This window comes from Nostoc sp. S13 (genome assembly GCF_029379315.1).
Lineage (GTDB): Bacteria > Cyanobacteriota > Cyanobacteriia > Cyanobacteriales > Nostocaceae > Nostoc.
The window spans coordinates 16,464-39,449 of record NZ_JAQYWQ010000031.1; the positions used below are offsets into that span (position 1 = coordinate 16,464).

20 protein-coding genes and 1 pseudogene are annotated in these 22,986 nt (G+C 42.0%); 10 read left to right on the plus strand and 11 right to left on the minus strand.

The features are described from left to right. Positions 1 to 32 precede the first annotated feature (32 nt). Entirely contained in the window at positions 33 to 1,142 is a 1,110-nt protein-coding gene (locus tag PUQ00_RS12365; RefSeq protein ID WP_300416601.1) for an S-(hydroxymethyl)glutathione dehydrogenase/class III alcohol dehydrogenase, read from the minus strand. 195 nt (positions 1,143 to 1,337) lie between these two features. Here PUQ00_RS12365 and PUQ00_RS12370 point away from each other — a divergent pair, with 195 nt between their 5' ends. The 5 genes and pseudogenes from PUQ00_RS12370 (at position 1,338) to PUQ00_RS32795 (ending at position 4,853) form a co-directional block, all read left to right on the plus strand. Then, positions 1,338 to 2,621 (plus strand): valine--pyruvate transaminase, encoded by a 1,284-nt coding sequence (locus tag PUQ00_RS12370; protein ID WP_300416509.1) that lies wholly within the window; start codon positions 1,338 to 1,340, stop codon positions 2,619 to 2,621. A 105-nt stretch (positions 2,622 to 2,726) separates the two neighbouring features. Further along, on the plus strand, positions 2,727 to 3,293 hold the full coding sequence (gene rimM / locus PUQ00_RS12375; RefSeq protein ID WP_300416511.1) for a ribosome maturation factor RimM: 567 nt from the start codon (positions 2,727 to 2,729) through the stop codon (positions 3,291 to 3,293). 63 nt (positions 3,294 to 3,356) lie between these two features. Further along, on the plus strand, positions 3,357 to 3,977 hold the full coding sequence (locus PUQ00_RS12380) for a Uma2 family endonuclease (RefSeq protein ID WP_300416513.1): 621 nt from the start codon (positions 3,357 to 3,359) through the stop codon (positions 3,975 to 3,977). A 637-nt stretch (positions 3,978 to 4,614) separates the two neighbouring features. Then, positions 4,615 to 4,764, plus strand: a pseudogene (locus tag PUQ00_RS12385) (hypothetical protein); the annotation flags it as partial. A gap of 14 nt (positions 4,765 to 4,778) precedes the next feature. Then, the gene (locus PUQ00_RS32795) at positions 4,779 to 4,853 is read left to right on the plus strand and encodes a hypothetical protein (protein WP_366145956.1); all 75 of its coding nucleotides are present in this window, start codon (positions 4,779 to 4,781) and stop codon (positions 4,851 to 4,853) included. A gap of 98 nt (positions 4,854 to 4,951) precedes the next feature. Here the strand turns inward: PUQ00_RS32795 and PUQ00_RS12390 are convergent, their stop codons facing one another. From PUQ00_RS12390 to PUQ00_RS12400, 3 genes are all read right to left on the minus strand, one after another. Further along, positions 4,952 to 6,082, minus strand: coding sequence for a DUF2252 family protein (locus PUQ00_RS12390; protein WP_300416515.1), 1,131 nt, complete (start codon positions 6,080 to 6,082; stop codon positions 4,952 to 4,954). A gap of 52 nt (positions 6,083 to 6,134) precedes the next feature. Next, positions 6,135 to 7,736: an FAD-dependent oxidoreductase gene (locus PUQ00_RS12395; RefSeq protein WP_300416517.1), complete on the minus strand. Its 1,602-nt coding sequence runs from the start codon at positions 7,734 to 7,736 to the stop codon at positions 6,135 to 6,137. 184 nt (positions 7,737 to 7,920) lie between these two features. Beyond that, positions 7,921 to 8,295 (minus strand): hypothetical protein, encoded by a 375-nt coding sequence (locus tag PUQ00_RS12400; protein WP_300416519.1) that lies wholly within the window; start codon positions 8,293 to 8,295, stop codon positions 7,921 to 7,923. Between the two features lie 634 nt (positions 8,296 to 8,929). Here PUQ00_RS12400 and PUQ00_RS12405 point away from each other — a divergent pair. Together PUQ00_RS12405 and PUQ00_RS12410 are read left to right on the plus strand one after the other, a co-directional pair. Further along, complete coding sequence (locus tag PUQ00_RS12405; protein WP_300416522.1) at positions 8,930 to 11,011, plus strand: FAD-dependent oxidoreductase; 2,082 nt, start codon at positions 8,930 to 8,932, stop codon at positions 11,009 to 11,011. A 341-nt stretch (positions 11,012 to 11,352) separates the two neighbouring features. Then, complete coding sequence (locus PUQ00_RS12410; protein ID WP_300416525.1) at positions 11,353 to 12,978, plus strand: DUF1565 domain-containing protein; 1,626 nt, start codon at positions 11,353 to 11,355, stop codon at positions 12,976 to 12,978. Positions 12,979 to 13,108: 130 nt separating this feature from the next. On the opposite strand, the gene PUQ00_RS12415 is transcribed toward PUQ00_RS12410, so the two are convergent. Next, positions 13,109 to 13,927, minus strand: coding sequence for a Uma2 family endonuclease (locus PUQ00_RS12415; protein ID WP_300416527.1), 819 nt, complete (start codon positions 13,925 to 13,927; stop codon positions 13,109 to 13,111). Positions 13,928 to 14,003: 76 nt separating this feature from the next. Between PUQ00_RS12415 and PUQ00_RS12420 the strand changes: the two genes are divergently transcribed. Together PUQ00_RS12420 and PUQ00_RS12425 are read left to right on the plus strand one after the other, a co-directional pair. Continuing rightward, complete coding sequence (locus tag PUQ00_RS12420; RefSeq protein WP_300416530.1) at positions 14,004 to 16,235, plus strand: FUSC family protein; 2,232 nt, start codon at positions 14,004 to 14,006, stop codon at positions 16,233 to 16,235. A 406-nt stretch (positions 16,236 to 16,641) separates the two neighbouring features. Continuing rightward, positions 16,642 to 16,989 carry a hypothetical protein gene (locus PUQ00_RS12425; RefSeq protein WP_300416533.1) on the plus strand — a complete coding sequence of 116 codons (348 nt, stop codon included), beginning with the start codon at positions 16,642 to 16,644 and terminating at the stop codon, positions 16,987 to 16,989. On the opposite strand, the gene PUQ00_RS12430 is transcribed toward PUQ00_RS12425, so the two are convergent. From PUQ00_RS12430 to PUQ00_RS12445, 4 genes are all read right to left on the minus strand, one after another. Continuing rightward, positions 16,947 to 17,213 carry a BrnA antitoxin family protein gene (locus PUQ00_RS12430; RefSeq protein WP_300416536.1) on the minus strand — a complete coding sequence of 89 codons (267 nt, stop codon included), beginning with the start codon at positions 17,211 to 17,213 and terminating at the stop codon, positions 16,947 to 16,949. The genes PUQ00_RS12425 and PUQ00_RS12430 overlap by 43 nt on opposite strands. A gap of 86 nt (positions 17,214 to 17,299) precedes the next feature. Continuing rightward, a complete protein-coding gene (gene fghA / locus PUQ00_RS12435; protein WP_300416538.1) occupies positions 17,300 to 18,160 on the minus strand; it encodes an S-formylglutathione hydrolase in 861 nt (286 codons plus the stop codon). A gap of 193 nt (positions 18,161 to 18,353) precedes the next feature. Beyond that, complete coding sequence (locus PUQ00_RS12440; RefSeq protein WP_300416541.1) at positions 18,354 to 19,109, minus strand: class I SAM-dependent methyltransferase; 756 nt, start codon at positions 19,107 to 19,109, stop codon at positions 18,354 to 18,356. A gap of 251 nt (positions 19,110 to 19,360) precedes the next feature. Continuing rightward, positions 19,361 to 20,152: an ion transporter gene (locus tag PUQ00_RS12445; RefSeq protein ID WP_300416544.1), complete on the minus strand. Its 792-nt coding sequence runs from the start codon at positions 20,150 to 20,152 to the stop codon at positions 19,361 to 19,363. Positions 20,153 to 20,240: 88 nt separating this feature from the next. On the opposite strand from PUQ00_RS12445, the gene PUQ00_RS12450 reads away from it, so the two are divergent. Further along, on the plus strand, positions 20,241 to 20,666 hold the full coding sequence (locus tag PUQ00_RS12450) for a nucleoside deaminase (RefSeq protein WP_300416547.1): 426 nt from the start codon (positions 20,241 to 20,243) through the stop codon (positions 20,664 to 20,666). 164 nt (positions 20,667 to 20,830) lie between these two features. On the opposite strand, the gene PUQ00_RS12455 is transcribed toward PUQ00_RS12450, so the two are convergent. After that, positions 20,831 to 21,493, minus strand: a complete 663-nt coding sequence (locus PUQ00_RS12455; RefSeq protein WP_300416550.1) for a response regulator transcription factor — start codon at positions 21,491 to 21,493, stop codon at positions 20,831 to 20,833. Next, the gene (locus tag PUQ00_RS12460; RefSeq protein WP_300416553.1) at positions 21,493 to 22,770 is read right to left on the minus strand and encodes a sensor histidine kinase; all 1,278 of its coding nucleotides are present in this window, start codon (positions 22,768 to 22,770) and stop codon (positions 21,493 to 21,495) included. The genes PUQ00_RS12455 and PUQ00_RS12460 overlap by 1 nt, the downstream gene beginning before the upstream one ends. Between the last annotated feature and the right edge of the window lie 216 nt (positions 22,771 to 22,986).

Sequence of the window (22,986 nt, forward strand, 5' to 3'; positions counted from 1 at the left end):
TATCTGCATAAGCATCAAGTACGAATTACGAATTAGAAAGTCACCACACTCCGAATTGATTCACCTTTATGCATCAATTCAAAAGCATCATTAATTTGTTCAATAGGCATTACATGGGTAATCAAATCATCAATATTTATCTTACCTTCCATATACCAATCAACAATTTTCGGCACATCTGTACGTCCTCTAGCGCCACCGAATGCTGAACCTTTCCAAACGCGCCCAGTTACTAATTGAAAAGGACGAGTACTGATTTCCTGTCCAGCACCAGCAACACCAATAACCACACTGACACCCCAACCTTTGTGGCAGCATTCTAATGCTTGACGCATAACTTTGACATTACCGATACATTCAAAACTGTAATCAGCACCACCTTTTGTTAAATCAACCAGATAGGGAACTAAATCACCCTCGACTTCCTGGGGATTGACAAAGTGCGTCATGCCAAACTTTTCTGCCAAGGCGCGTTTACTGGGATTAAGATCCACCCCAACAATCATATTCGCTCCTACCATCCGCGCCGCCTGGATGACATTTAAGCCAATACCACCCAAGCCGAAAACCACGACATTTGCTCCCGGTTCCACCTTGGCAGTATTGATGACTGCACCAACACCAGTTGTCACACCACAGCCAATGTAACAAACCTTATCAAATGGGGCATCTTCCCGAATTTTTGCCACGGCGATTTCCGGCAGCACCGTATAGTTGGCAAAAGTGGATGTACCCATATAATGATGAATTATCTGTCCATCGAGACTAAAGCGACTGGTGCCATCGGGCATGACGCCGCGTGCTTGAGTTAAGCGAATGGCTTGACAGAGATTAGTTTTGAAACTCAGACAATATTCGCACTGACGACATTCGGGAGTGTAGAGGGGAATTACATGATCCCCTGGTTTGACGCTGGTAACACCAGCGCCTACCTCCACTACCATACCAGCGCCTTCATGCCCCAAAATTGCCGGAAACAAACCTTCGGGATCTTCACCAGATAGGGTAAAGGCGTCGGTATGACAAACCCCACTGGCTTTAACCTCAACTAACACTTCACCGACTTGTGGCCCCGATAGTTGAACGGTTTCAATCGTCAACGGCTTACCTGCACTATAAGCTACTGCTGCTTTAACTTGCAATTTCAGCCCTCCTGTATAGTTTTTTGATGTTCTTCCCAATGCTGAAGCACGGGGATTCTTTCCCTTAAAATATAATTCTGTAGCTAGATTGGTTAAAGGCGGCAACAGCTGTTTTGACAACAATGTAAACTGGATGTCAGCAGCAGCCCCCAAATAATTTGTCCACCCCTCAATTAATACATTTTGTCACAACTTATGAACCCTGCCCTAACTCAAATTGGCGCTCAAATGTCCAACCTGACTGGCGTCAGAGCAATCATGAAGGATATTATAGAAACATTACGAGCGGGTACAGGGCAGCAGTTTATTAATTTGAGTGCTGGTAATCCGTTGATTTTGCCAGAGGTAGAGCAATTATGGCGTGATTGTACTGCACAACTTCTCGCTAGTCCAGAATATGGTGAGGTAGTTTGTCGCTACGGCTCAAGTCAGGGCTATGCACCATTTGTGGAAGCGATCGCTAATGATTTTAACAAACGCTACGGTTTAAACTTGAGCGCTCGCAATATCTTGATCACCCCCGGCAGTCAAACCCTCTACTTCTACGCTGCCAATACCTTCGGTGGCTACACCCCTAGCGGCGAGTTAAAACAAATCCTTTTGCCCCTCAGTCCTGACTACACAGGTTACGGCGGTATCTGCTTAGTTCCAAAAGCCTTAATCGCCTACAAGCCAACTCTTGATATTGATACAGCTGCCCACCGATTTAAATATCGCCCCGACTTTAGCCAACTGTCGATTACAGAAAACACAGGTTGTGTCCTCTTCTCTCGCCCCTGTAATCCCACTGGTAACGTCCTCACGGATGATGAGGTGAAAAAGATTGCTGCCCTGGCTGCGCCTTACAATCTGCCCGTGTTAATTGACTCGGCTTATGCGCCTCCCTTCCCAGCATTGAACTTTACCGAAATGACACCAGTGTTTGGTGATAATATCCTCCACTGCATGAGTTTATCAAAAGCGGGATTACCAGGAGAAAGGATTGGTATTGCGATTGGAGATGAAAAGTGGATTGAGGTGCTGGAGTGTTTCCAGGCAAATATGAGTCTCCATTCTTCACGTTACGGCCAAGCGATCGCAGCTTTTGCAATCAATTCTGGTGCTTTAGTGGAAATTTCTCATACTGTCATCCGTCCCTTTTACCAAAATAAATTTACCGTTTTAGAAACCAGCTTAGAACAAGCGATGCCCAAAAATTTACCTTGGTTCCTCCATCGGGGTGAAGGAGCAATTTTTGCTTGGTTGTGGTTACAGGATTTACCTATGAGTGATTGGGAATTTTACCAACGACTCAAGCAAGTAGGTGTGATTATTGTCCCTGGAAGTAGCTTCTTCCCTGGTTTAGAGGAAGAGTGGGCGCACAAGCACGAATGTTTCCGCATCAGCCTCACCGGTAGCGATGAGGAGATTACCACTGCGATGCAACGTTTAGCAAAGGTGGCTGAAGAAGCTTATCAGCGTGCAGCTGTGAGTGCTTGAGGGGGAGTTAGGAGTTAAGAGTTAGGAGTTAGGAGTTAAGAGTTATAAGATATTCTTTGCCCAATGCCCAATGCCCAATGCCCAATGCCCAATGCCCAATGACAAATGACAAATGACAAATCAGATAATTGGTTAGAAATTGGTAAGATTGTTGCCCCTCAAGGATTGTCTGGGGAATTACGGGTTTATCCTGTATCAGACTTCCCCGAAAGATTTGAGGTGCCGGGAAAACGTTGGTTGTTGCGTTCTGGTGAGACAGAACCGCAACCAATGGAATTATTGACAGGACGTTATATCAGTAACAAAAACTTGTATGTGATCAAATTAGCTGGTGTGGAAAATTGCGATCAGGCGGACGCGTTGCGGGGTTGTAAGTTAATGGTGCCAGCAAGCGATCGCCCCCAATTAGGCGAAGATGAATATCATGTCTTAGATTTGATTGGTTTGGAAGTCTTCATGCAAGCATCTGGCGAACTCGTTGGTACGGTGGTAGATATCATCTCTGCTGGGAATGATTTGTTAGAAGTCAAGTTGCATGAATCATTTGCTACGGACAAAAAGCAAAAGACTGTTTTGATTCCATTTGTGCACGCGATCGCACCAGTGGTAAACTTACCATCTGGTCGGATTGAAATTACGCCACCGCCTGGGTTGTTGGAAATTAATAATTAGGTCATTAGTTGAATGGTGATTATTAATTTTGAATTTTGAATTTTGAATTCGGAGCCAAGCGACGTGACTCAAGCTTTACCAAAAATCGTAACTTTTGAAGAATTTGTTAAGTGGAAGCCAGAAAATGAGCGCTATGAATTGCACAACGGAACAATTATTAAAATGCCTCAACCTGTAGGAGATCATGAAGAGGTAACAGGATTTTTAGCCTTTGAACTGACTAGAGAATGTATCCGTTTAAATCTCTCCTACTTCATACCCAAGACAGCACTAGTCAAACCACCTGTAAATGAATCAGGTTACTCGCCAGATGTACTGTTGTTGAATCGCCCTAATTTGATAAATGAACCTCTGTGGAAAAAAGAATCTACTGTTATTCAACCTGCATCAATTCTTGTAATTGTTGAAGTTGTTAGTACAAATTGGCGTGATGATTACCTCAAAAAATATGCAGATTATGAGGAAATGGGAATTCCTGAATACTGGATTGTTGATTATGCTGCTTTAGGCGGTAGGGAGTTTATTGGCAAACCAAAACAACCTACTATCTTGGTTTGTTCTTTGGATGAAGGTGAGTATCAAGTTAGCAAGTTTCGGGATACAGACCGCATCGAGTCCCTAACATTTCCAGAGTTAAATTTAACTGCCCAACAGATTTTTCAAGCGGGTAATATTTCAACTTAAACATATTCTGAGCTAACCGTGTTGCAGCAGAAGGAATAACAGCCATTAGTCGGTACTGGCTATACTCAAGGCAGAACAGGAGAGTTAGAGATTTGGGATTATGAAACATATACTCGTCGCCTCTATCATCAATTTCAAGATGTAGTTTTAATTCCTTATGATAATTCATGGAATCAATCAAAGCTAAACCTTTGGTTGACTATACCTTTAAAAAGCCTAAAATAGTTAACATAACATTATCTCCTCAAACCAATGAACATAACTAATTTTTTGACACATTCAACATCTTTTATTCTGAGCAAATAATTATTAATTCATAATTCATAATTTCAAGACAAAGCAACTTAATTTATTAATGTAGAAAAGAAGCTGAACAAAATGCAGTATTAATAGCATTAATCAATAGTGTAGCCGTCGCCCGTACTTCTCTACGAGACGCTGCGCGGACATGGTTCGACCGCGCTCACCAGCCGCTCAGTGACCATCGTAGACATCGCTTTCCATCCTGTGCCAAGAGACAGAAATTTAGTTACAAAGGCTGAGAAAATTCATCATGGGTAGATGGACATCATCTGAAAAATAAGTAAAATTACATACGGATGAACCGGTCAAAATCCTTTTGGAATGGAGTGTCGAAATGACATTAGCTACGACTCCACAAACAAAGCCTTTAACAGATGAAGAATTACGTAAAATAAATGCCTACTGGCGTGCAGCTAACTACCTTTCCGTTGGGCAAATATATCTACTTGACAATCCGCTACTAAGAGAACCGCTAAAGCTGGAACGCAAGAGAAGCTGATCGAACACAAACATTACATTGAAAAGTACGGCGACGATATGCCGGAAATTCGTGACTGGAAGTGGCCCTATTAAGAGAGTATGAGGGAGACAAGGTAAAATTTTCTCCCTTGTCTTCCCCATCTCCCTTGTTTCTTTTTATGGCTGTGAACTCTTGATTTTTATTGAGCAATTTATTCTTTGGAAGTCACCAACCTGCGGAATGTCGGTTCTATCACCTGTCCCTCCCAATAGTCCTGCCAATCATTAAAGTCATCAGATGTTACTTCCCACATCTTGTCGGCTGCTTTACTTAGCCAATCTTCCTCTCGGTTCTTCAAGTCCTTAAGAATTTCCTTAATTACATCAGCCTCACTACCTAGATGCACGTTAGCCGTCTCCCAACCCATAGCCTCAAGAAGCTTGTAAAGATTGTTCTCAGATAAAGATGTCAGTTCAACACGAGAGTAATCTGGCGACAGGCGACGGGCGACCCAGCGATCAGACACTTTTAAGAATGGGTCAGGGCAGCGAACAGCGTTATTCAGGATATTCGTGTAGAAGATTGTACTTGAACCTTTGTCGCCCAACGCCCATAAGCAGGCTGAGGCTGTTAGTTCTTTGACTTCACGGGCTGCATGGGAACGACAGAGTTTGATTAGGGCCACATACCGACGCCTTCCTAAGCTACCCAAACCTGCGGTACGGTGTGCTGGTCGATAACGTATTTTTGGTCTTGGCAGAGTACTTTCAAGAGCTTGCTTGGCCTCCTCAGGTAAATTTTCTTTTAAGGTCGGAAGCATGTCGAGCTTTTCCCAAAAATCTAGTGGATCTTTAAGACTGTCTAGCATCAAGTCTCTCAGCCATGTATTATACTCAGCTAGCACATATGGTTCGCCGCCAGACTTCAACCCCTTTCTATAACCAGCGAGAATGGCGTTACTGATGAATTGCATCTCAATCGAGCTGTCATCGTCGCTGATGGCCATGTAGGCACTGGTTGCCAGCCGAACTAGGTCAAATGTATAGGGTAGTGGGTAAGCTTCATCAAAGTCATTGATTCCCCAAATCAAGCGACCCTCGATATCACGCCACGTACCAAAGTTTTCTGTGTGTAGGTCTCCTACAGCCAGCACAACTGGCGCAGAATCAAGGTCAGCGGCATTTTCTAACCATATTTGTATCCAGCGATAAAATGTGGCTCGCATAAAATCGTAGAGATCGCTTGCCATATACTCGTGCTTCAATTCCAAGTCTTCTTGGATCAAAGGTAGGCGATCGCCTAGCCAATCCTCATATTTTTCAGTTGCCTTGATAATTTTCATTTTTGGTAGATGCTAGATTTTGATCAAGAAATACTTTAAAAAGTTCACACAGTTATTTTTCTGCTGTACTTAGCTTTCTCGGGCAGTCTAGATGGCGCTTGCGACCTTTGCTAGCTGCTGCGCCCTCAATTCGATTTTCTAGTGGGATATTTTGCACGTCCAAACAGTCTGGAGAAATGTGGTAAATTCTTGAGTTCTTCGACGCAATCAACACCGGACTATTAGCAATCGCTAGTTCTACAATCGCTTTTGCAGCTTGTACTCCAGAGAGGTACGCACCTTGAACTGTTCCATATTGCTTTCGATGTGTTGCTTCCCCAGCAAAAAAGAGACTTTGACCCACTGGTGCAGCTAACGCATCATAGTCTCTACCTGTAGCACCAGGTGGAATGTAGGAGTAAGATCCACCAGTAAAGGTATCGGACGCCCAACGCGTTACCTGCCACCCGTCAGGATTAGGAATTGATTTTCCGTACATTTGGCGCAGGACTTTCATCGCCTCAGCTACAATTACTTGATCTGATAATTTCTCAAGTTCCCGGCTGGATGTGCCGACATTCAAAGCGACGAGAATAGGTTTGCCAGAATACTTGAAGAAGTTAAAGAACTCTGACCAAATACCGATTTCTGAACCTATATATTCAAACCACTCGCTATCTTTGGGCCAAAAACATTTAGGAAAGCGCAGCCAAAGTTTATTGAGTACACCCATACGCAGGTTTTTAATTGCAGCAGCTTTGCGCTGTGGTAGAGGTGGTGAAAATGTCACTGCACCGCTCTGCAATACTCCTAATGGCACTGTAACTATGGCACGTCTGGCTTCAAAAATCTCCTGATTGGTAGTTAGTCTGACTCCTTTGTCGTTGTACTCAATCTTTTGAACAATCTGCCCTAGTTTGATGTCTAACCCGGCTGCGAGTTTATTGATAATCTGCTCGTAGCCACCCGGAAAGATCGCATCTCCACCGTAAAAGTCATCACCCTCATCCCAATACCACAGAGAAAGGTCTTTAGCATCGGCTGCATAATCTTGTTCAACAAGTGCGTGGATAAAATGTCTTAGTTCACGCTGCTGTTTAACTGGGAGATTTTGAGAGTTGATTGCCTCTTCAAATGCTGTACTTAATGCCCGATCTTGATTGAGCGCTTCCCGTTCTCTATTCAACTTAGACATTACTTGCTGAAAGCGGGTTCTTATCCCCGCCTGCTCATTCTCTGTCAGTAACTTGCCATCAATAGTATAGATAGATGCCGGTGCGTGATATTGGGTCTGGGTTATGTTGATTTTAAATTCATTAACTAGTTTAGCGATCGGATTATTACTCATACTATTCATCCAAGAAGCACCCAAGTCAATGGGTGTATCTGGCCAAGAATAGTCAGTCCAGATGCGACCACCGATGCGATCGCGTCCTTCTAGTACAGTCACTTTCAATCCTTGGGAGTGGAGAATTCTGGCCGCTGCTATACCAGCGATACCAGCACCAATTACCAGGACAGTATCTTTCATCAAAGCAGTCCTTTGCTCGTTAAGAGAAGTCGGCTGAAGAGGTGGTAGTTGCCCCAGTGGTGCTTTTAGCACGCATCCAAGTGCCCAGTTCAGGGAGCCTAAAACAGCTAAATTCAGTATTTTGCGGCGTTTTATAGCTTCCATGACGCTCTCCTACTTTTATACAGCAGTTTGCAACCAGCGTCAGGCAAAAAATCTCAGCTTCAAAGCCAGATGCAGAGACTGTTTTACTCCTGACTCCTAACTTGTGAACGGCAGTTGCTTGATGCCTCTTAACCCGTCCATCGCACTGCCTCCCCTGAATTCTGCCACTAAGTACAGATTTCAGTTACTTGTTTGCCGCTTGATCAACCATTGTAATAAATTCTTCTTCTGTGATCCTTTCAATAGTTGCCACTACATTTCGCGGTTTTTTCCTTGTTTCTAACCACACTCCGTTAGCAATGTGTATTAGCGTAGAAGTAGTCCCATTGTAGGTGTCATACCCAAATGATTTGGGAAGATGCCAGCGGACTTTAATCTTCACCGTTATATTTTCGTAATCCACCTGTTCTATCTGTCCAACGTAATCTATAGGTGTATAGTTTCCTGGTTGGTCAGCCTGAGCGCTTGTGTGACCATTAGGTTCCCGAACCTTTATTCGCAATCTTTCGCCAACTCTCAATTCTAGTTTTTGATTCAGTGTGTAGTTCATGGCTGTCATGAATATTGCACCTCCTATTTAAGCTCTGACGATACTTATCGAAACCCCAATTTCCTATGTGCCTAAATGAAGTGATTTATCACTATCGGCTTACCTAGTCAATTAACAAATATTTACTGAGTTTTTTAAACTTTTAATTTAATGTTAATCATAGGTTAACTGCATGATAATATACAGCACACGACATTTTTGTATTCTTCAACGTCAGAATTGGAACAAAAATTTATGTAATAGTACATAAAAACTACAGCCTACATATCAAGTTAGTAAATCAATTCGATGCTGTGTTGCTGGATAACAAATAAGAGCATAGGACTAGCCCTTTCAAGGTGGGTGGAAATTTTAGTGCATAAATTCTTCTTTAAGCTCTTATCTCTGTGTTGCGCCAGTTGCTACCCTGCGGGTTCCGCTTTAGCAGTACAAGTCGGGGAACCCGCCCAACGCACTGGTTTCTCTGTGCCTCTGCGGTTAAATAAATTACTTTTAAACCGCAGAGGCACAAAGAGCGCTGAGAAAAACAATCTTATTTTATGAGTCACCTTGAAAGGGCTAGTCCTAAAGCATACTTGGCTGCCTTGGAATACAAAGAATCCAAGTCAAAATCATTAACCTTGTAAAAATTTATTGCAGAGTTATGAAAAGAATTGCAATTATTGGCGGTGGTCCTGGCGGACTAATCACAGCTTACTTATTAGAGAAGAAAAGTTCAGAGAATTTAGACATCACTCTGTTTGAATCCAACGAAAGAGTTGGTGGAAAAATCCTGACAAGACAGTTTGATACAGCCGCAGTTACTTACGAAGCTGGTGTGGCAGAAATCTATGATTATTCTCACTTAGGACACGATCCCTTGCGGCATCTGATTGCAGAACTGGGGCTACCGACAATTAATATGTTCGGACAAACAGTTGTATTTGGCGATCGCATCATGCGGCATAAAGGAGACATCAAACGTCACTTTGGCAAGAAGACGGTTAAAGCTATAGATAACTTTCGTAAACGTGGTAGTGCGCTTCTTAGCCCACAAAATTATTATGACGCGGGTTGGCCTGATGACAATCAGCATATCTGGGCACAACGTTCGTTCCAATCAGTACTTGCGAAGATTCCTGACGATGCGGCTAGACGTTTTTTGCAGGTAGCGGTGCATAGCGATTTGGCCATTGAACCACATCTGACCAATGGCCTATTTGGTTTAGAGAACTGTCTGATGGATGATCCACGTTATCTACGACTTTATACAATCGCAGGTGGGATAGAACGTCTACCTCAGACGCTGAAACAGCAAATTTCTGCCCGAGTGCAGCTCAGTTCTCCGGTAGTGCGTGTCCAAAAGACTAATTACAATACCTACTGTGTTTCTTTCCGTCACAATGAACAAATCGAGTCAAATGATTTCGACACTGTAGTGTTAGCTTTACCAAATTATTGGTTACCACGGATTGAGTGGGGTGGAAAGCGATTAGCTTTGGCCATGCAAGAGCATCACGCATATTACGACAGCCCCGCGCACTATCTCCGGGTCAGCATTCTCTTTCAAAAGCCATTCTGGCGAAACCTAATTACCGATTCCTATTTTCAATTAGATGCCTTTGGCGGCTGCTGTGTATATGATGAAAGCTTAAGATATGATGCGGGTACTTACGGTGTTCTCAGTTGGCTCTTAGGTGGTAGCGATGCTCTAATTATGAGCAACTATGAGGATCAGGTTTTAATCCGTAAGGTGCTGGAAACACTCCCGAAATCATTGATGGAAGGACAAGACTTATTTATTGAAGGTCACGTTCATCGCTGGCTTGGAACAGTCAGTGCTCAACCTGGCGGTCATCCAATTAAAGGTTCTAAAGCTCGACATTTACCAGAGCCTCAAGAACATCCTGGACTGTTCGTAGTCGGTGACTATCTATTCGATTCCACCATCAATGGCGTATTAGATTCAGCAGATATCGCCACAGATATGATCCTAAACTACTTCAAGAAACAAAAGCTTTACTCCACGCCTACCAACGAGAAAAAAGCCAAGACTAGTAGTACTAACAAGTCTGATTTTGATGACTCCAATGGCAAGCGGCACGAGCAAAAAGTACTTGAAGAATATTTTGACAAGAAATATATCATTAAGCTGATTGATATTGTCTGGGGAAGGAAGCCTCCTTATCGACTATTAAATTCAGGTGCGGCTAACGGACTGACTCTGGCTGCCTTGGCAAAAGAAGGCATTGACGCTTGGGGAATTGAGAATAACGAGTACATTCACAAACAGACGCACCGAAAGCTAAGACATAAAAATCTTCTTGCTGATATACGCGCTCTACCGTTTGCAGACAACTATTTCGATTTTGTATATGATACCTGCCTCTACCAGATTCCTGATAGCGATATCGATCTAGCCATGCAAGAGTTGCATCGAGTTGTTAAGTACGGAATCTGTTTACAAGCAGTGACAAATCAAAAGCAATTATTTGATAGTATACAAAGCTCTCACAGTGCTCAAGAGTGTTCGGAGCGATTTCTACGTAATGGTTTCCAATTGGCAATAAACGAGCCGCAAGTCTTGAATAAAGTTTGGAAATGGGAGAAAAAAATAACCGCAGGTGAGACTTGGTATCAAACACGAGAAAGTATGAGATACTGTTTCTATACAAAGCAGGAAAATATTCGGCTTCCTTTGATGACGGAGCTGATCTTGAGGACAGCGAGTCATCTACTCAGCTAGTCTGAGGGCAAGGAACAACGCGATTAAGAACTTACTTACAGCCAGCGTTCCCTAGAGTGCCCAGCATAGGGCATTTTCTGAAGTTAATAAAAAATAATTTTCTCTGATCGAAAGAATTCCAAAGAATATTCTTGAAAAAACACCCAAAAATTTGAATCTAAATTGAATTTACTACAAGTTGGGGAAGGGTCGCCAATGGCTGGCCTTTCTCAAAATAATCATTATCATTATGAATTCCTGGTGATTTGATTTTTTGGAAGTCCTTTACTTCAATATGCATCAACCGCTATCGACTTTTATGGTTAGCGCTAGGATAGCTATGTGTTTTTTGAAGTATAAATATGGCTCAAACTTTTTACGTAAATCCAGTAACAGGCAGCGATACCAACCTTGGTAGCCAACAAGCCCCATTCAAAACTATTACTCAAGCCCTGAAGGTAGCTAAAGATAACACTAAAATTCAACTGGCAGGTGGAAATTATAATGCTGCTAGCGGTGAAGTCTTTCCGTTAACGATCGCATCTGGTGTGACAGTGGTGGGTGATGAAGCCAACAAAGGCGATCGCATTTTGATTGAAGGAAGTGGTAACTATCTGAGCCGTACTTTTGCTGGTCAGAATGTCACATTTGTGCTGCTGGATAAAGCCGAACTCCGAGGAGTGACTGTAACAAATCTGGCTAGCCGTGGTAGTGGTGTCTGGATTGAATCAACTGCTCCTACTGTTGCTAATAGCACCTTCACTAACTGTAAGCGTGAGGGAGTATTTGCTACAGGCGAGGCTAATCCAGTTATTGTAGGTAATGTGTTCAGTCAAAATGCAGCCAATGGGATTGCGATCGCTAAAAATTCCAAAGGTCAAATTCTAGATAACACCTATTTTAAAACAGGTTTTGGCATTGCTATTAGTGATACTGCATCACCCATACTTCGAGATAACAAAATTTCCGAAAACCGTTCTGGGATTGTCATCTCTGGTAGTTCTCGTCCCATATTGCGTAATAATGTCTGTGAAAATAACACTGACGATGGTATAACGATAATTGGAACTGCCCTACCGGATATCGGCAGTACCAATAGCCCAGGAGGCAATACTCTACACAATAACGCTAAATTTGATTTGCAAAATGCCAGTTCCAACAAGCTGGTTTCTGTGGGAAATAAAATAGATGCGTCTAAAGTTACGGGAAATGTAGAGTTTGCAGATAGTTCGGTTCCAACACCGACACCGACACCGACACCGACACCAACACCGACACCGATACCGATACCAACACCGACACCGATACCGATACCAACACCGACACCGATACCGACACCAACACCAACACCAACACCAATACCAACACCAATACCGATACCAACACCAACACCAACACCAACGCCTACTATCGAATTAACCGATATTGCGAATCATTGGGCAGGTGCGTTTATTCGGGAATTAGTCAAATTGGAGATAGTTAATGGTTTTCCCGATCGCACATTTAAACCGGATGCGACGATGACACGGGCGCAATACGCTGCATTACTGGTAAAAGCTTTCAACCCATCGCCAAACCGCCCTGCGATCAAATTCAAAGATGTACCAGCAAACTTCTGGGCATCTAAAGTAATTCAGCAAGCATATCAAGGTTCATTTCTCTCTGGTTTTCCCGACAATACCTTCAGCCCCAACAAAAATATCCAGCGCGTGCAAGTGATTGTCTCCCTAGTGAATGGATTGGGATTATCTGGTGATGGTACAGCAACTATTAAAGTTTTCGATGACCAAGCAAAGATTCCTGATTATGCTAAGGACGAAGTAATCAAGGCTATTCAAAAGGAGATTATCGTCAATCACCCGAACCTCAAACAACTCAATCCTACCCGCGATGCTACACGTGCTGAGGTAGCGGTGATGGTATATCAAGCTTTGGTAGATGCTAATCGTGTAGCAGCGATCAACTCACCTTATATTGTGAATGCTTGATTAGTAAACTGGTTTGTTTTGCAAAATCGCATAATTTTCGTAGTAGGGGGAATTCATCAATTGCCCCTACTACAGGTGGGGTTCAAATAAATGAAAACAGCTAGAATTTCAGAAACGCGATTTTTACTTTCTACTCGAACTGGGGCAAATTATTCGGGTCAATACCCTGAGATTGCAAATAAGCAATCAGTCGTTCTTTTTGCTGGCGTTCTTGTTCGGCGCGTTGGCGTTCTTGTTCGGCGCGTTGGCGTTCTTGTTCAGTACGTTGGCGTTCTTGTTGAGTACGTTGGCGTTCTTGTTCAATCTGTTCCACAGCCCACGGTAACAAATTAGCAGCTTGATCCCACCAGCGCAACCAATAACCAGTTCGTGCTTCTTTTGTTCCTTGCCAAGTTCCCAAAAATAAGCCCATTACATCAATCCAATGACGACCATTTTCGTCGGGTAACTTTAACTCATAGCGTTTATTTTCCAGTTGATAATATTCTAATAAACCGCCATCTGGTTCAAAAATTATGTAGATGGGAATCTGCAAAATCTGTTCGTAGAAAAACCATTTTCCTGGTGGATAAGCTCGCTTTACGGAATATTCTCCACCCTCAGTCTCGGATAAAAATTCGATGGCGATCGCTGGGATATTTCCTTCTAAATTGGGTGTATAACTTTTGCGATTGCCCACAACTTCATTAACCGACTGCACATAAACCCAGTCGGGTGCTTTGGCAATAAATTGGCCGTTGATTGTCGCACAAAGACCAAAGTTTGAAGCGATCAACATCTGGGGTTGGATGAATCCACTGATTTCTAGGCTTTCACGCAAAGCACCAGCCAATAGTGGCTGACCTGTATTCTCCACTGGTTCATCCTCTAGTTGAAAATCCTTGGGTAAGGCTTCCCAAGAGATTACCAGTTCAGTTTGGGATTTGGCTTCACTGAGTTGGGTTGCCATAAACACAACATGAATTTATTTTTGATCTTATCGCTTCCAGAACGGCTATATATATAAGAATATTAAGAAAATCCAGATGAATCAAAGTAGTTTTCTCAGGTTTCTGATCCAGTCAGAGCCAGGAAAACCAGCAATATCTAACGGTTTGCGAGCCGCGTTAGCATTGGGGGTTCCCATGCTAATTGGGCAACTCATCAACCAAAGGGAAAACGGATTATTGCTTGGTTTAATGGCTCACTTTGTCAACTTAGCGAATGTTGGTGGCCCTTACCAGATCAAAGCTAAGGCGATGGTGACGGCTACTTTGGGAATAGCTGTTTCAATATTTGTGGCTACTCTAGTCGCTAAAGTTCCAGCCCTAGCTGTGGTGCTGACATTTCTCTGGGGACTTGCTTCCGGTTTTGCATCCCTGTACGGTAATGCTGGTGCAAATGTCGGTCTGGTGGTAGGGATATCATTTATTTCCACGATCGCACAGCCAGGAGACTTAGAAACTGCACTCATGCGATCGCTATTATGTCTAATTGCAGGTGGATGGGCGATGCTACTTTCCTTAGTAATGTGGCCTTTTAGACCTTATGACCCACTACGGATAGCTTTGGCTTCTTGCTTCAGTGCGATCGCCAACTACATTCAGGCATTTGGAGGTAAAGTAGCAACAACTGAAAATATTCTCGAAATTAGACAGGCATTAGAGATAGCACGGACTACTTTAGGTACATTACGGATTGGACAGTCGGCTCGGAGTTGGATGAATGAGCAATTATTGGTGTTAATTCAGGATGGCGATCGCTTGCTTGGCTCAGTTATTGCCTTAACAGAGTTACTAGAAACTCACTTCCAACAACAACAATATCACGCAGTCCAGCAATTAGTAGACGATGCACTCGAACAAATATCAGTCATTCTTCAAGCCATAGCAAAAGTCATATCTCGCAAGCCTGTCAGCATCGATCTGGGAAATCTCAACCGCATCTATGAGGCGCTGAAGCAACAAGAAAGTCTGCAAAGAAAAGCAATTGCTGGGAGTGAGACAGATTACACAACTTTGGTTGCTCTCAGTAACCTGGTGCTGATGATCGAAAAGCTGATCAAGCAGTTACAATACACGGCTCAGACAGCTAAATCTCTGGCAGATCACAGCAAGATCAGTCAACGCGATGTAGATAAACTTCTTTTAGTTGAAAACGAACAGCGATCGCTGTTAAATTTACTCAAAGAAAACCTCACCTTAGATTCAGCAATCTTTCGCCATGCTCTCCGCATTGGTGTGAGTCTAGCTGTAGGCGTAATATTATACAGCATTACCAATTTACCAATGGGGTATTGGGTAACGCTGACCATCATCCTAGTCCTTAAACCGAACTTGGGTGCAACTTTCCAGAGGTTTTTCCAACGAGTTGGCGGGACTATCTTGGGAGCTGTGTTAGCTGCTGTCCTACTTGCAACCATCACGAGTCAGCCTGTATTAGACACAATTATTCTGCTGACAGTATTTTTTGGCGTTTCGCTGATCCGTTTCAACTATGGGTATTCGGTGGTTTTCTTGTCAATATTTGTCTTACTGATTATCGATATTGGTCATCCGATTGGTTGGCAATTTGCTGGCTTTCGGGTGCTGAATACATTAATTGGGGCGGGACTAGCTTTTGCGAGTCATTACTTTATCTGGCCAAATTGGGAACGCGATCGTTTACCCAGTCAACTCGCCACAGCGCTGCGAGAATGTCACAACTACTTTAGCGATGTGATGGCTGTTTATCAGGGGACAAAGGAGCGTGACTCTACCATTATCAGTCAACGGCGACAAACTGGACTGGCAATTGGCAATGCTCAAGCCTCGTTTCAAGGATTGCTGCGCGAACCCCAAATGCACAAAGAATTAGTCGAACCAGTAATGACGCTGCTGGCGTACATGGGACGTTTTACTAAGTCGGTGACAGTTTTGGCAGTACATCTGGAACATTTTCGAGCAACAGTGCCCCTCCCGGAATTAGAAACCTTTGTCCGCCAAATTTCGTTACTGTTAGAGCAGTTAGCTGATTCAGTACAGCGGGAAGTTACCCCACCGCCCTTGCCTGACTTGGAAGAAACGCTGCAAAAAATCCAACCGCACCTACAAGCACTGCGTACAGCCCGGATTCAAGAACTAGCTATCAATCAAGGACATACACCGATTCGTCAGGCAGTGATTGATTACAGCATATTAGATTTGGAGATTGATCAGATTGTGCGGCGGTTGACTGCTATGCACTCAGCAATGGGACGGATAATATCACATGAAAGGGAACGAACTCTTAACTCTTAACAGAGAAACTAAGCCAGAGACTTGGGGTGGGGTTTCAACCTACCCTGTGATCAAAAGATTTTTTCGCCCATCTGTTCTGTGTTAACTTCCAGCGCATCCATCAGAGACAAAGACAATTACACATCCAAGTACTCAACCGAGAACCCTAGCCCTGCTGGTAAATAAAGCGCGTAATGATTGACACATTTTATAAATTAATGCCATCTTTGATAATTTTGCATTAAATTTTGTGTAGAGCGCCCAAATGCTTTATCTGAATAGCTGGGGTAGGGGTTCGCCTAGTTAAGAGTCTTAAGACTGGGAATTTATTCCGAGATGGCTGCTGCCTCTGGTCAAAAGTTTTGAATACAATGCAGGCAGATTATGCACTGCTGACCGAATTTTAGATTTTAATAGTCAACTGGCTTTGTATGACTCGTTGTACATTGCATTGGCGCTCAACCTGAATTGCCCTCTAATCACAGTTGACGATTGCCAACCCAAGGGTGCGATCGCAAAAGCTATTTCGGCGATCGCAAAAGCTATTTCGGTGATCGCAAAAGCTATTTCGGTCATCGCAATTGCTACTTCGGCGATCACAAAAGCTACTTGGGCGATCACAAAAGCTACTTGGGCGATCACAAAAGCTACTTGGGCGATCGCAATTGCTACTTGGGCGATCGCAGTTGCTACTTGGGCGATCGCAGTTGCTACTTGGGCGATCGCACTCTATCAGCTAATTTGCTCTAGCAGTACCTCATTAATAACTGTTTGATAGCCAATACCTCTTTTTTGGGCTTCTTCTTTTGCCCAGGCTAGGACTTTCGGGTGAAGTCTGAGGTAAATTAATTTATACTTCTCATCTTCATGTTTTGCTGGTCTACCCCGCTTTCTCAAATTCATGCTAAACTGTTCAGAAATTGCTTCTCTGAATTTCTCACTTTCTTCTGGTGTGACTCGCCTCGCCCTCTCGAAAGGGAACTCAGATTCCTTCTTCATATCTCTTGCGCTCTATTTTTGTCGCTTTTCTCGCACTTATTATCATGCCAAAACAAGATCGCATTGGAGTTTTAGAATTGTGGGATCTAAATAGATGAAAACTGCTCTAATAAAGCGATCGCATGGTGGCGGATATGATCTTCAATAAAACTGGCGATAAAATAATAACTGTGGTCATAGCCTTCTTGGTAACGCAAGTTTAGCGGCTGGTTAACATCTGCACAAGCTTGCTCAAACACCTCTGGCAGTAATTGTTCAGCTAAAAATTTATCAGCAGTCCCTTGGTCAATCAGAATTGAACTGTGATATCCGACTTTTTTGACTAATTCACTAGCATCATAATCACGCCAACTTTCTTGATTGCTGCCAAGATAGCCACTGAAAGCCTTTTCACCCCAAGGACAACGCATAGGTGCAGTAATCGGTGCAAAGGCTGATACTGATTTGTAGAGTTCTGGATTTCTCATCGCACAGACTAGCGCCCCGTGTCCGCCCATTGAATGACCGAAAATGCCTTGTTTTTCAGATTGGGCGGGGAAATTTGCGGTAATTAAAGCAGGTAATTCCTGGACGACATAACTATACATTTGGTAGTGTTGATGCCACGGTTCTTCTGTAGCATCAACATAAAAGCCCGCACCCGTGCCAAAGTCCCAGCCATCATTCTCACCTGCAATGCCAGTATTACGCGGGCTAGTATCTGGTGCAACCAATATCAAACCGTACTCAGCCGCAAAGCGTTGCACCCCTGCCTTAACCATAAAATTCTCTTCTGTGCAAGCCAATCCAGAGAGGAAATAGAGAATCGGCACCGGTTTTTGGGTTGCTTGTGGTGGTTGATAGACAGCAAAGCGCATTTCACTGTTACAGGTGGAGGAGTGATGACTGTAAAAGCCGAGTTTGCCACCAAAGCTTTTATATTCTGAAATGAGGTTGAGGTTAGGCATTGGTTATATTCTCTTTCCTGAGCGGCTGAGAATGATTATTTTAGCGTGAACTACCTGGTAGCACGCTATTATTTGACTACATCGAATTTGCTATCTGCTAACGAACGCTGGAAGCGGGGCGTTCAAAGAGGAAAACCCAAGCGATCGCATGAACTAACCACGGTTTACACTGAACTTACGATTATAATTAGCTTTATTTGTACATGCATAATAATCGTGACGCGTCAAAGTTATCGTCGCGGTAGAGGCATTCAAACTTATTGAAACCTTGTTTTTGAGATATCTCATATAAAGTTTGTTGCGTTTCTGGAAAATCACATGAAGAAATATGGTTTTCAATCATTGAATAGTCTTGCGCTGTGAGTGTGGAGCAATATTTCGCTAAATTATCTCGGTATCGTGTAAGGTAGGTTTTTCGGTCTTCTTCTTCCCTACGAAAAACATCAATAAGAATAAAAACACCACCAGATTTAAGAAGGTGTTTCAGTTGACTAATAAAATCTTCTTTTTGCTCAAGTTGGAAGTGGTGAAGAGCAAAAGAAATGAGAATTACATCAAATTTATCCTCCTGAATGTAGGGGTTAATCAATTCAGAATCTAATTGAGAAAAATCGCCTTGGATAAAGGTTAATTCGCATGGAATTATGGCCATATTTTCTTTAGCAATTTCTAATGCTTGTGTGGAAAGGTCTACACCTTTATAGGCAGCAATGTTAGTGTTTAGTAAAGCTTGGGCAGTGTAGCTGGCATCGCCACACCCAAAGTCAAGCATTTTAAAGGCTTGTGGAAAGTAATTAACTAGGAAGTTGTGCAGTATGTCGTAAATATCACGATGTTTCATGAAATTTTCGTTGAGTAACTTCTGATAAACTTTCCATTGTTGGTTGAATAACTCTTGAGGGCGTAAGGATTCCTCTTCAGTAGTTTGGAGTTGTCTGTTGCCTGACATTTTGCTTATTTCCTCAATGTGACAGTTTTGTGAAATCAAGGTTTGACGCTGGTTAGTTATTTCTGGAGTTTAGACTAAAATCTTGGACTTTACACAAAAAGATTTGTTCACGAGCAAACTAGCAGAAGTTAACAGCAATGTGATGCAAATGTGAATGAAATGCAACGTTGCATATTTACAGTAAGTAATTTGGAGCAATTGTAAGAGGATCTCGACGTGCAACCCGATCAAATCGGGGGTGCGATCGCGTCTTAATCAATCCTGCGACTAGGCAACTTAGTCCCGCACCTTTTACAAAACACAGCTTCTACATCATGAAAAGCCAAACCACAACCTAAACAAACTGTTTCTACCTGATTAGCAGTTTTCACCACTCGCTTAATTAAATCCCCCACCTGCCAAGGAATCAGCGCAATTCCTGTAAAAATCATCAGTACTGTTAGCAAGCGCCCTAATTCAGAAATTGGAATCACATCGCCAAATCCTACAGTTGTCATTGTGACAACAGAGAAATAAAAGGCATCCAAAAATGTCCCGTAATTTTGAGGATTAACCGGATGCTCGACTTGATAAATTAAGCCAGAATAAATAAAAACAATTGCAAATAATGTAAATAATATTCGCGTAAAAATCATTCCATCTTCGGTGCTGATTGTGGCGAATAAAAATTTCCTATCTATAAATCTGATTAATCGTAAAATCCGAAACCATCTTAGTAAGCGGATAAAGCTAATATCCACCATTCCTAGAAAGAATGGCAAAATCGCCATTAAGTCAATTATCGAATAAAAGCTAAAAATATACTTAATTTTGTTTTCTGCACTCCAGAGGCGGAGTGAATATTCCACCGCGAAGATGATCACGATCGCAGTATCAGCGACATTTAACTGAAACCGCGTATAATCAGGAATATTATATGTTTCTGCCACAAAAATTCCTGATGATATTAGTACCAATGAGGCAAGTGTTAAATTAATTGCTTTACCTATTGGTGTTTCCAGGTCTTTTAAATAAAATTCTGTTTCTTGTCTGCTCAGTAACATATTCGACCATTAATTAATCATAATTTCCAGTTATAGCATTAGAAATACGATATTATTAACCATTATCCTTATATTAGCTCCAGCTTAGATGAAACCACAATATTTTATGCGTTTAGCATTGGCAGAAGCAAAAGAAGGCGATGCGCCTTACGGTGCTGTGATTGTTAAAGATAACGAAATCATGGCCGTAGCTCATAATACTGTTAGTAGAGACAATGATCCATCAGCCCATGCGGAAATCAACGTTATTCGTAGTTTAACAGCTAAACTTCAAAACCCTTCTTTAGAAGGTTATAGCATATATACAACTGGCGAACCTTGTCCGATGTGTGCAACTGCTTGTGTTTGGAGTGGTTTATCAGAAATTGTATATGGCGCTTCAATTCAAGATTTAATCTCGGTAAATCAATCACAAATTAATATATCTTGCGAAGAAGTGATTGCTAAGTCATTTAGAAACATCAAAGTCACAAAAGGTGTTTTAAAAAATGAATGTTTGGAGTTATTTAAATAAGCTGCAACAAAAAATTATAGTTTTCCAGATGTAGGGTGTGTTACGGCTTCCGTAACGCACCGAAAAACCAAAATAGTGTGTTACCGCATTAATTATGCATAACACACCCTACAGCTAATCTAGAGGTTAAAATTACGAACTACGAATTACGAATTACGAATTATTTAACTTGGCTCATTTAAATAGGATAAATATGTATTTGCCCAAATTGCAGCTTGAGTGCGATCGCGCAAATTCAACCTGTTTAAAATATTTGTAACATGATTTTTTACTGTCCCCTCAGAAATATAGAGTTGGTGAGCAATTTCTCGGTTACTAGCGCCTGTAGCAATTAACTGCAAAACCTCTTTTTCTCTAGGAGTAAGTTCAGCTAAACTAGATGGTACAGGCAGTGACTGGGTTGGTGTCGGATGAGAAAACTGAGTCAACAGTTTTTTAACTATACCTGGGCCTAGTTGAGTATATCCTTTATGAACAGCACGAATAGCAACAGCTAATTCTTCTGATGGTGTATCTTTCAATAAATAACCCATTGCTCCATTTTGCAACGCTGCTGACACATATTCATCATCATCAAAAGTCGTCAGTACTAAAATCTTCGTTTTGCCAAAACGTTTTTGAATCTCCCGCGTGGCTGCAACTCCGTCCATAATCGGCATTCTAATATCCAACAATATTAGATCTGGCTGTAATTCAGCAATTAAATTAATCGCTTGTTCACCGTTTTCTGCTTCTCCCACTATCTCTATATCTGGTTCTAGTTCCAATAAAGCTTTTAAGCCTTGACGAATTAAACTTTGGTCATCTACCAGCAACACTTTAATCATTATGTCAACCTTGTTAAAGGAATATCAACTGTAATTTTGCAACCAGAACCAGGAGCGCTATTAATATTAAACTCACCTCCAATTGCTAAAGTGCGATCGCGCATACTATGAAGTCCAAAACCAGTAGTATTTTGCCTTAAATCAAAACCTCTACCATTATCCTGAATTATCAATCGTAAATTTTCTCTGATCGTAGTGAGTTCTAATTTAATCTCTGTCGCATATGCATATTTAGATATATTTGTCAATGATTCTTGAGTAATCCGGTAAATAGCGGTATTGATTTCAGGTGGTAGAGAATATTCCAGGTTAATTTGATAAATTGGTAAAATGCCATTGAAGCGATGGAAATTTTCCGAAAGACTAGCGATCGCCAGTTCTAAAGATTGCTCTTGTAAGGGATTAGAACGCATAGTAGAAACAGATTGGCGGACATCTTTTAGCGCTTTTGAACCTAATTCTTTTGCGGTTGCTAGAAATGTTTCAGCCCTAATTGGGTTAGATTGCCACAGTTTTAAAGCAGTTTCTAATTGCAGATTTAAAGCAGTCAGAGAGTGTCCTAATGAATCATGAATTTCACGAGCAATGCGGTTACGTTCTTCCAAGGTAGCTTGATTTTCGATTCGCATGGCATATTGACGGAGTTTTTCGTTAGCGATCGCCAACTTTTCTCGACTGTGCCGTTCCGATAATACTGCATTCATCATCAACAACACAAAAACTAAACTTAAGCCAAATGTCAGCGACCAATTTAAGCTAAAAAAACGAGATCGCTCTTGTACTTGTGCTTGTGCTTGTGGTGATGCTTGAAAATTGAATAGCTGGTATTTTAGCTGTGTAGTAACTAAAAATAAGGTAAATGATAAAGTTGTAATGAATAAACGCCCAGGTAACTGAAAAATTAAGCAACTGCGAGTAACTAAAATTATGTAGAGAACGGGGAAAAGGCGAGCAAATCTCTCACCAAAAAGTCCAGTTGTTAAAATCAATAAAATTTCAATGGCTGTGTAGATTACTTTAGTTATCTGGTTACTCCTGGGTAATCTTAAGCCCATTAACGCAAAAATAATCAGACTATAAATTGACAGTTGTGGCAAGATGCTACAAACTGACAAGTCTGGAAATACACTACAAATTGATAGTTCTGGAGGCTTATGACCAAATGGCCGTAACGGAGGTGGTATAACTGCTGTCAATGCAGCAATCGCTAGTAGTGTCCACTCCAGATAAAGCAGAGACGGAAAAGGATGTTTCTTAATTTGAATTGGACGACTCATTAGTTGCTTCGCTCCAGTTATGAATGAGTTTGGAGTTAAAAGTTAAGGGTTAGGAGTTAGGAATTAGGAGTTAAAAGTTAAGGGTCAGGAGTTCCGAATATACAGCAGATTTCAAGGAAGGTGAAGTACACAACGATTCGTCTAAAAGCCAGGTATAAAGCCTGTTTTACTTCTGTTAGCGGAGTGGATCGTAGCCCATTTTGACGAATGTATTCT

Bases quoted from the DNA above. Each gene is read 5' to 3' on its own strand.
- PUQ00_RS12460 (WP_300416553.1), bottom strand. From the start codon at position 22,770: ATGAGTCGTCCAATTCAAATTAAGAAACATCCTTTTCCGTCTCTGCTT.
- PUQ00_RS12395 (WP_300416517.1), bottom strand. From the start codon at position 7,736: ATGGAAGCTATAAAACGCCGCAAAATACTGAATTTAGCTGTTTTAGGC.
- PUQ00_RS12430 (WP_300416536.1), bottom strand. From the start codon at position 17,213: ATGAAGAAGGAATCTGAGTTCCCTTTCGAGAGGGCGAGGCGAGTCACA.
- PUQ00_RS12440 (WP_300416541.1), bottom strand. From the start codon at position 19,109: ATGTCAGGCAACAGACAACTCCAAACTACTGAAGAGGAATCCTTACGC.
- fghA (WP_300416538.1), bottom strand. From the start codon at position 18,160: ATGCCTAACCTCAACCTCATTTCAGAATATAAAAGCTTTGGTGGCAAA.
- PUQ00_RS12450 (WP_300416547.1), top strand. From the start codon at position 20,241: ATGAAACCACAATATTTTATGCGTTTAGCATTGGCAGAAGCAAAAGAA.
- PUQ00_RS12390 (WP_300416515.1), bottom strand. From the start codon at position 6,082: ATGAAAATTATCAAGGCAACTGAAAAATATGAGGATTGGCTAGGCGAT.
- rimM (WP_300416511.1), top strand. From the start codon at position 2,727: ATGACAAATGACAAATCAGATAATTGGTTAGAAATTGGTAAGATTGTT.
- PUQ00_RS12455 (WP_300416550.1), bottom strand. From the start codon at position 21,493: ATGATTAAAGTGTTGCTGGTAGATGACCAAAGTTTAATTCGTCAAGGC.
- PUQ00_RS12405 (WP_300416522.1), top strand. From the start codon at position 8,930: ATGAAAAGAATTGCAATTATTGGCGGTGGTCCTGGCGGACTAATCACA.
- PUQ00_RS12420 (WP_300416530.1), top strand. From the start codon at position 14,004: ATGAATCAAAGTAGTTTTCTCAGGTTTCTGATCCAGTCAGAGCCAGGA.
- PUQ00_RS12370 (WP_300416509.1), top strand. From the start codon at position 1,338: ATGAACCCTGCCCTAACTCAAATTGGCGCTCAAATGTCCAACCTGACT.
- PUQ00_RS12415 (WP_300416527.1), bottom strand. From the start codon at position 13,927: ATGGCAACCCAACTCAGTGAAGCCAAATCCCAAACTGAACTGGTAATC.
- PUQ00_RS12400 (WP_300416519.1), bottom strand. From the start codon at position 8,295: ATGACAGCCATGAACTACACACTGAATCAAAAACTAGAATTGAGAGTT.
- PUQ00_RS12445 (WP_300416544.1), bottom strand. From the start codon at position 20,152: ATGTTACTGAGCAGACAAGAAACAGAATTTTATTTAAAAGACCTGGAA.
- PUQ00_RS12410 (WP_300416525.1), top strand. From the start codon at position 11,353: ATGGCTCAAACTTTTTACGTAAATCCAGTAACAGGCAGCGATACCAAC.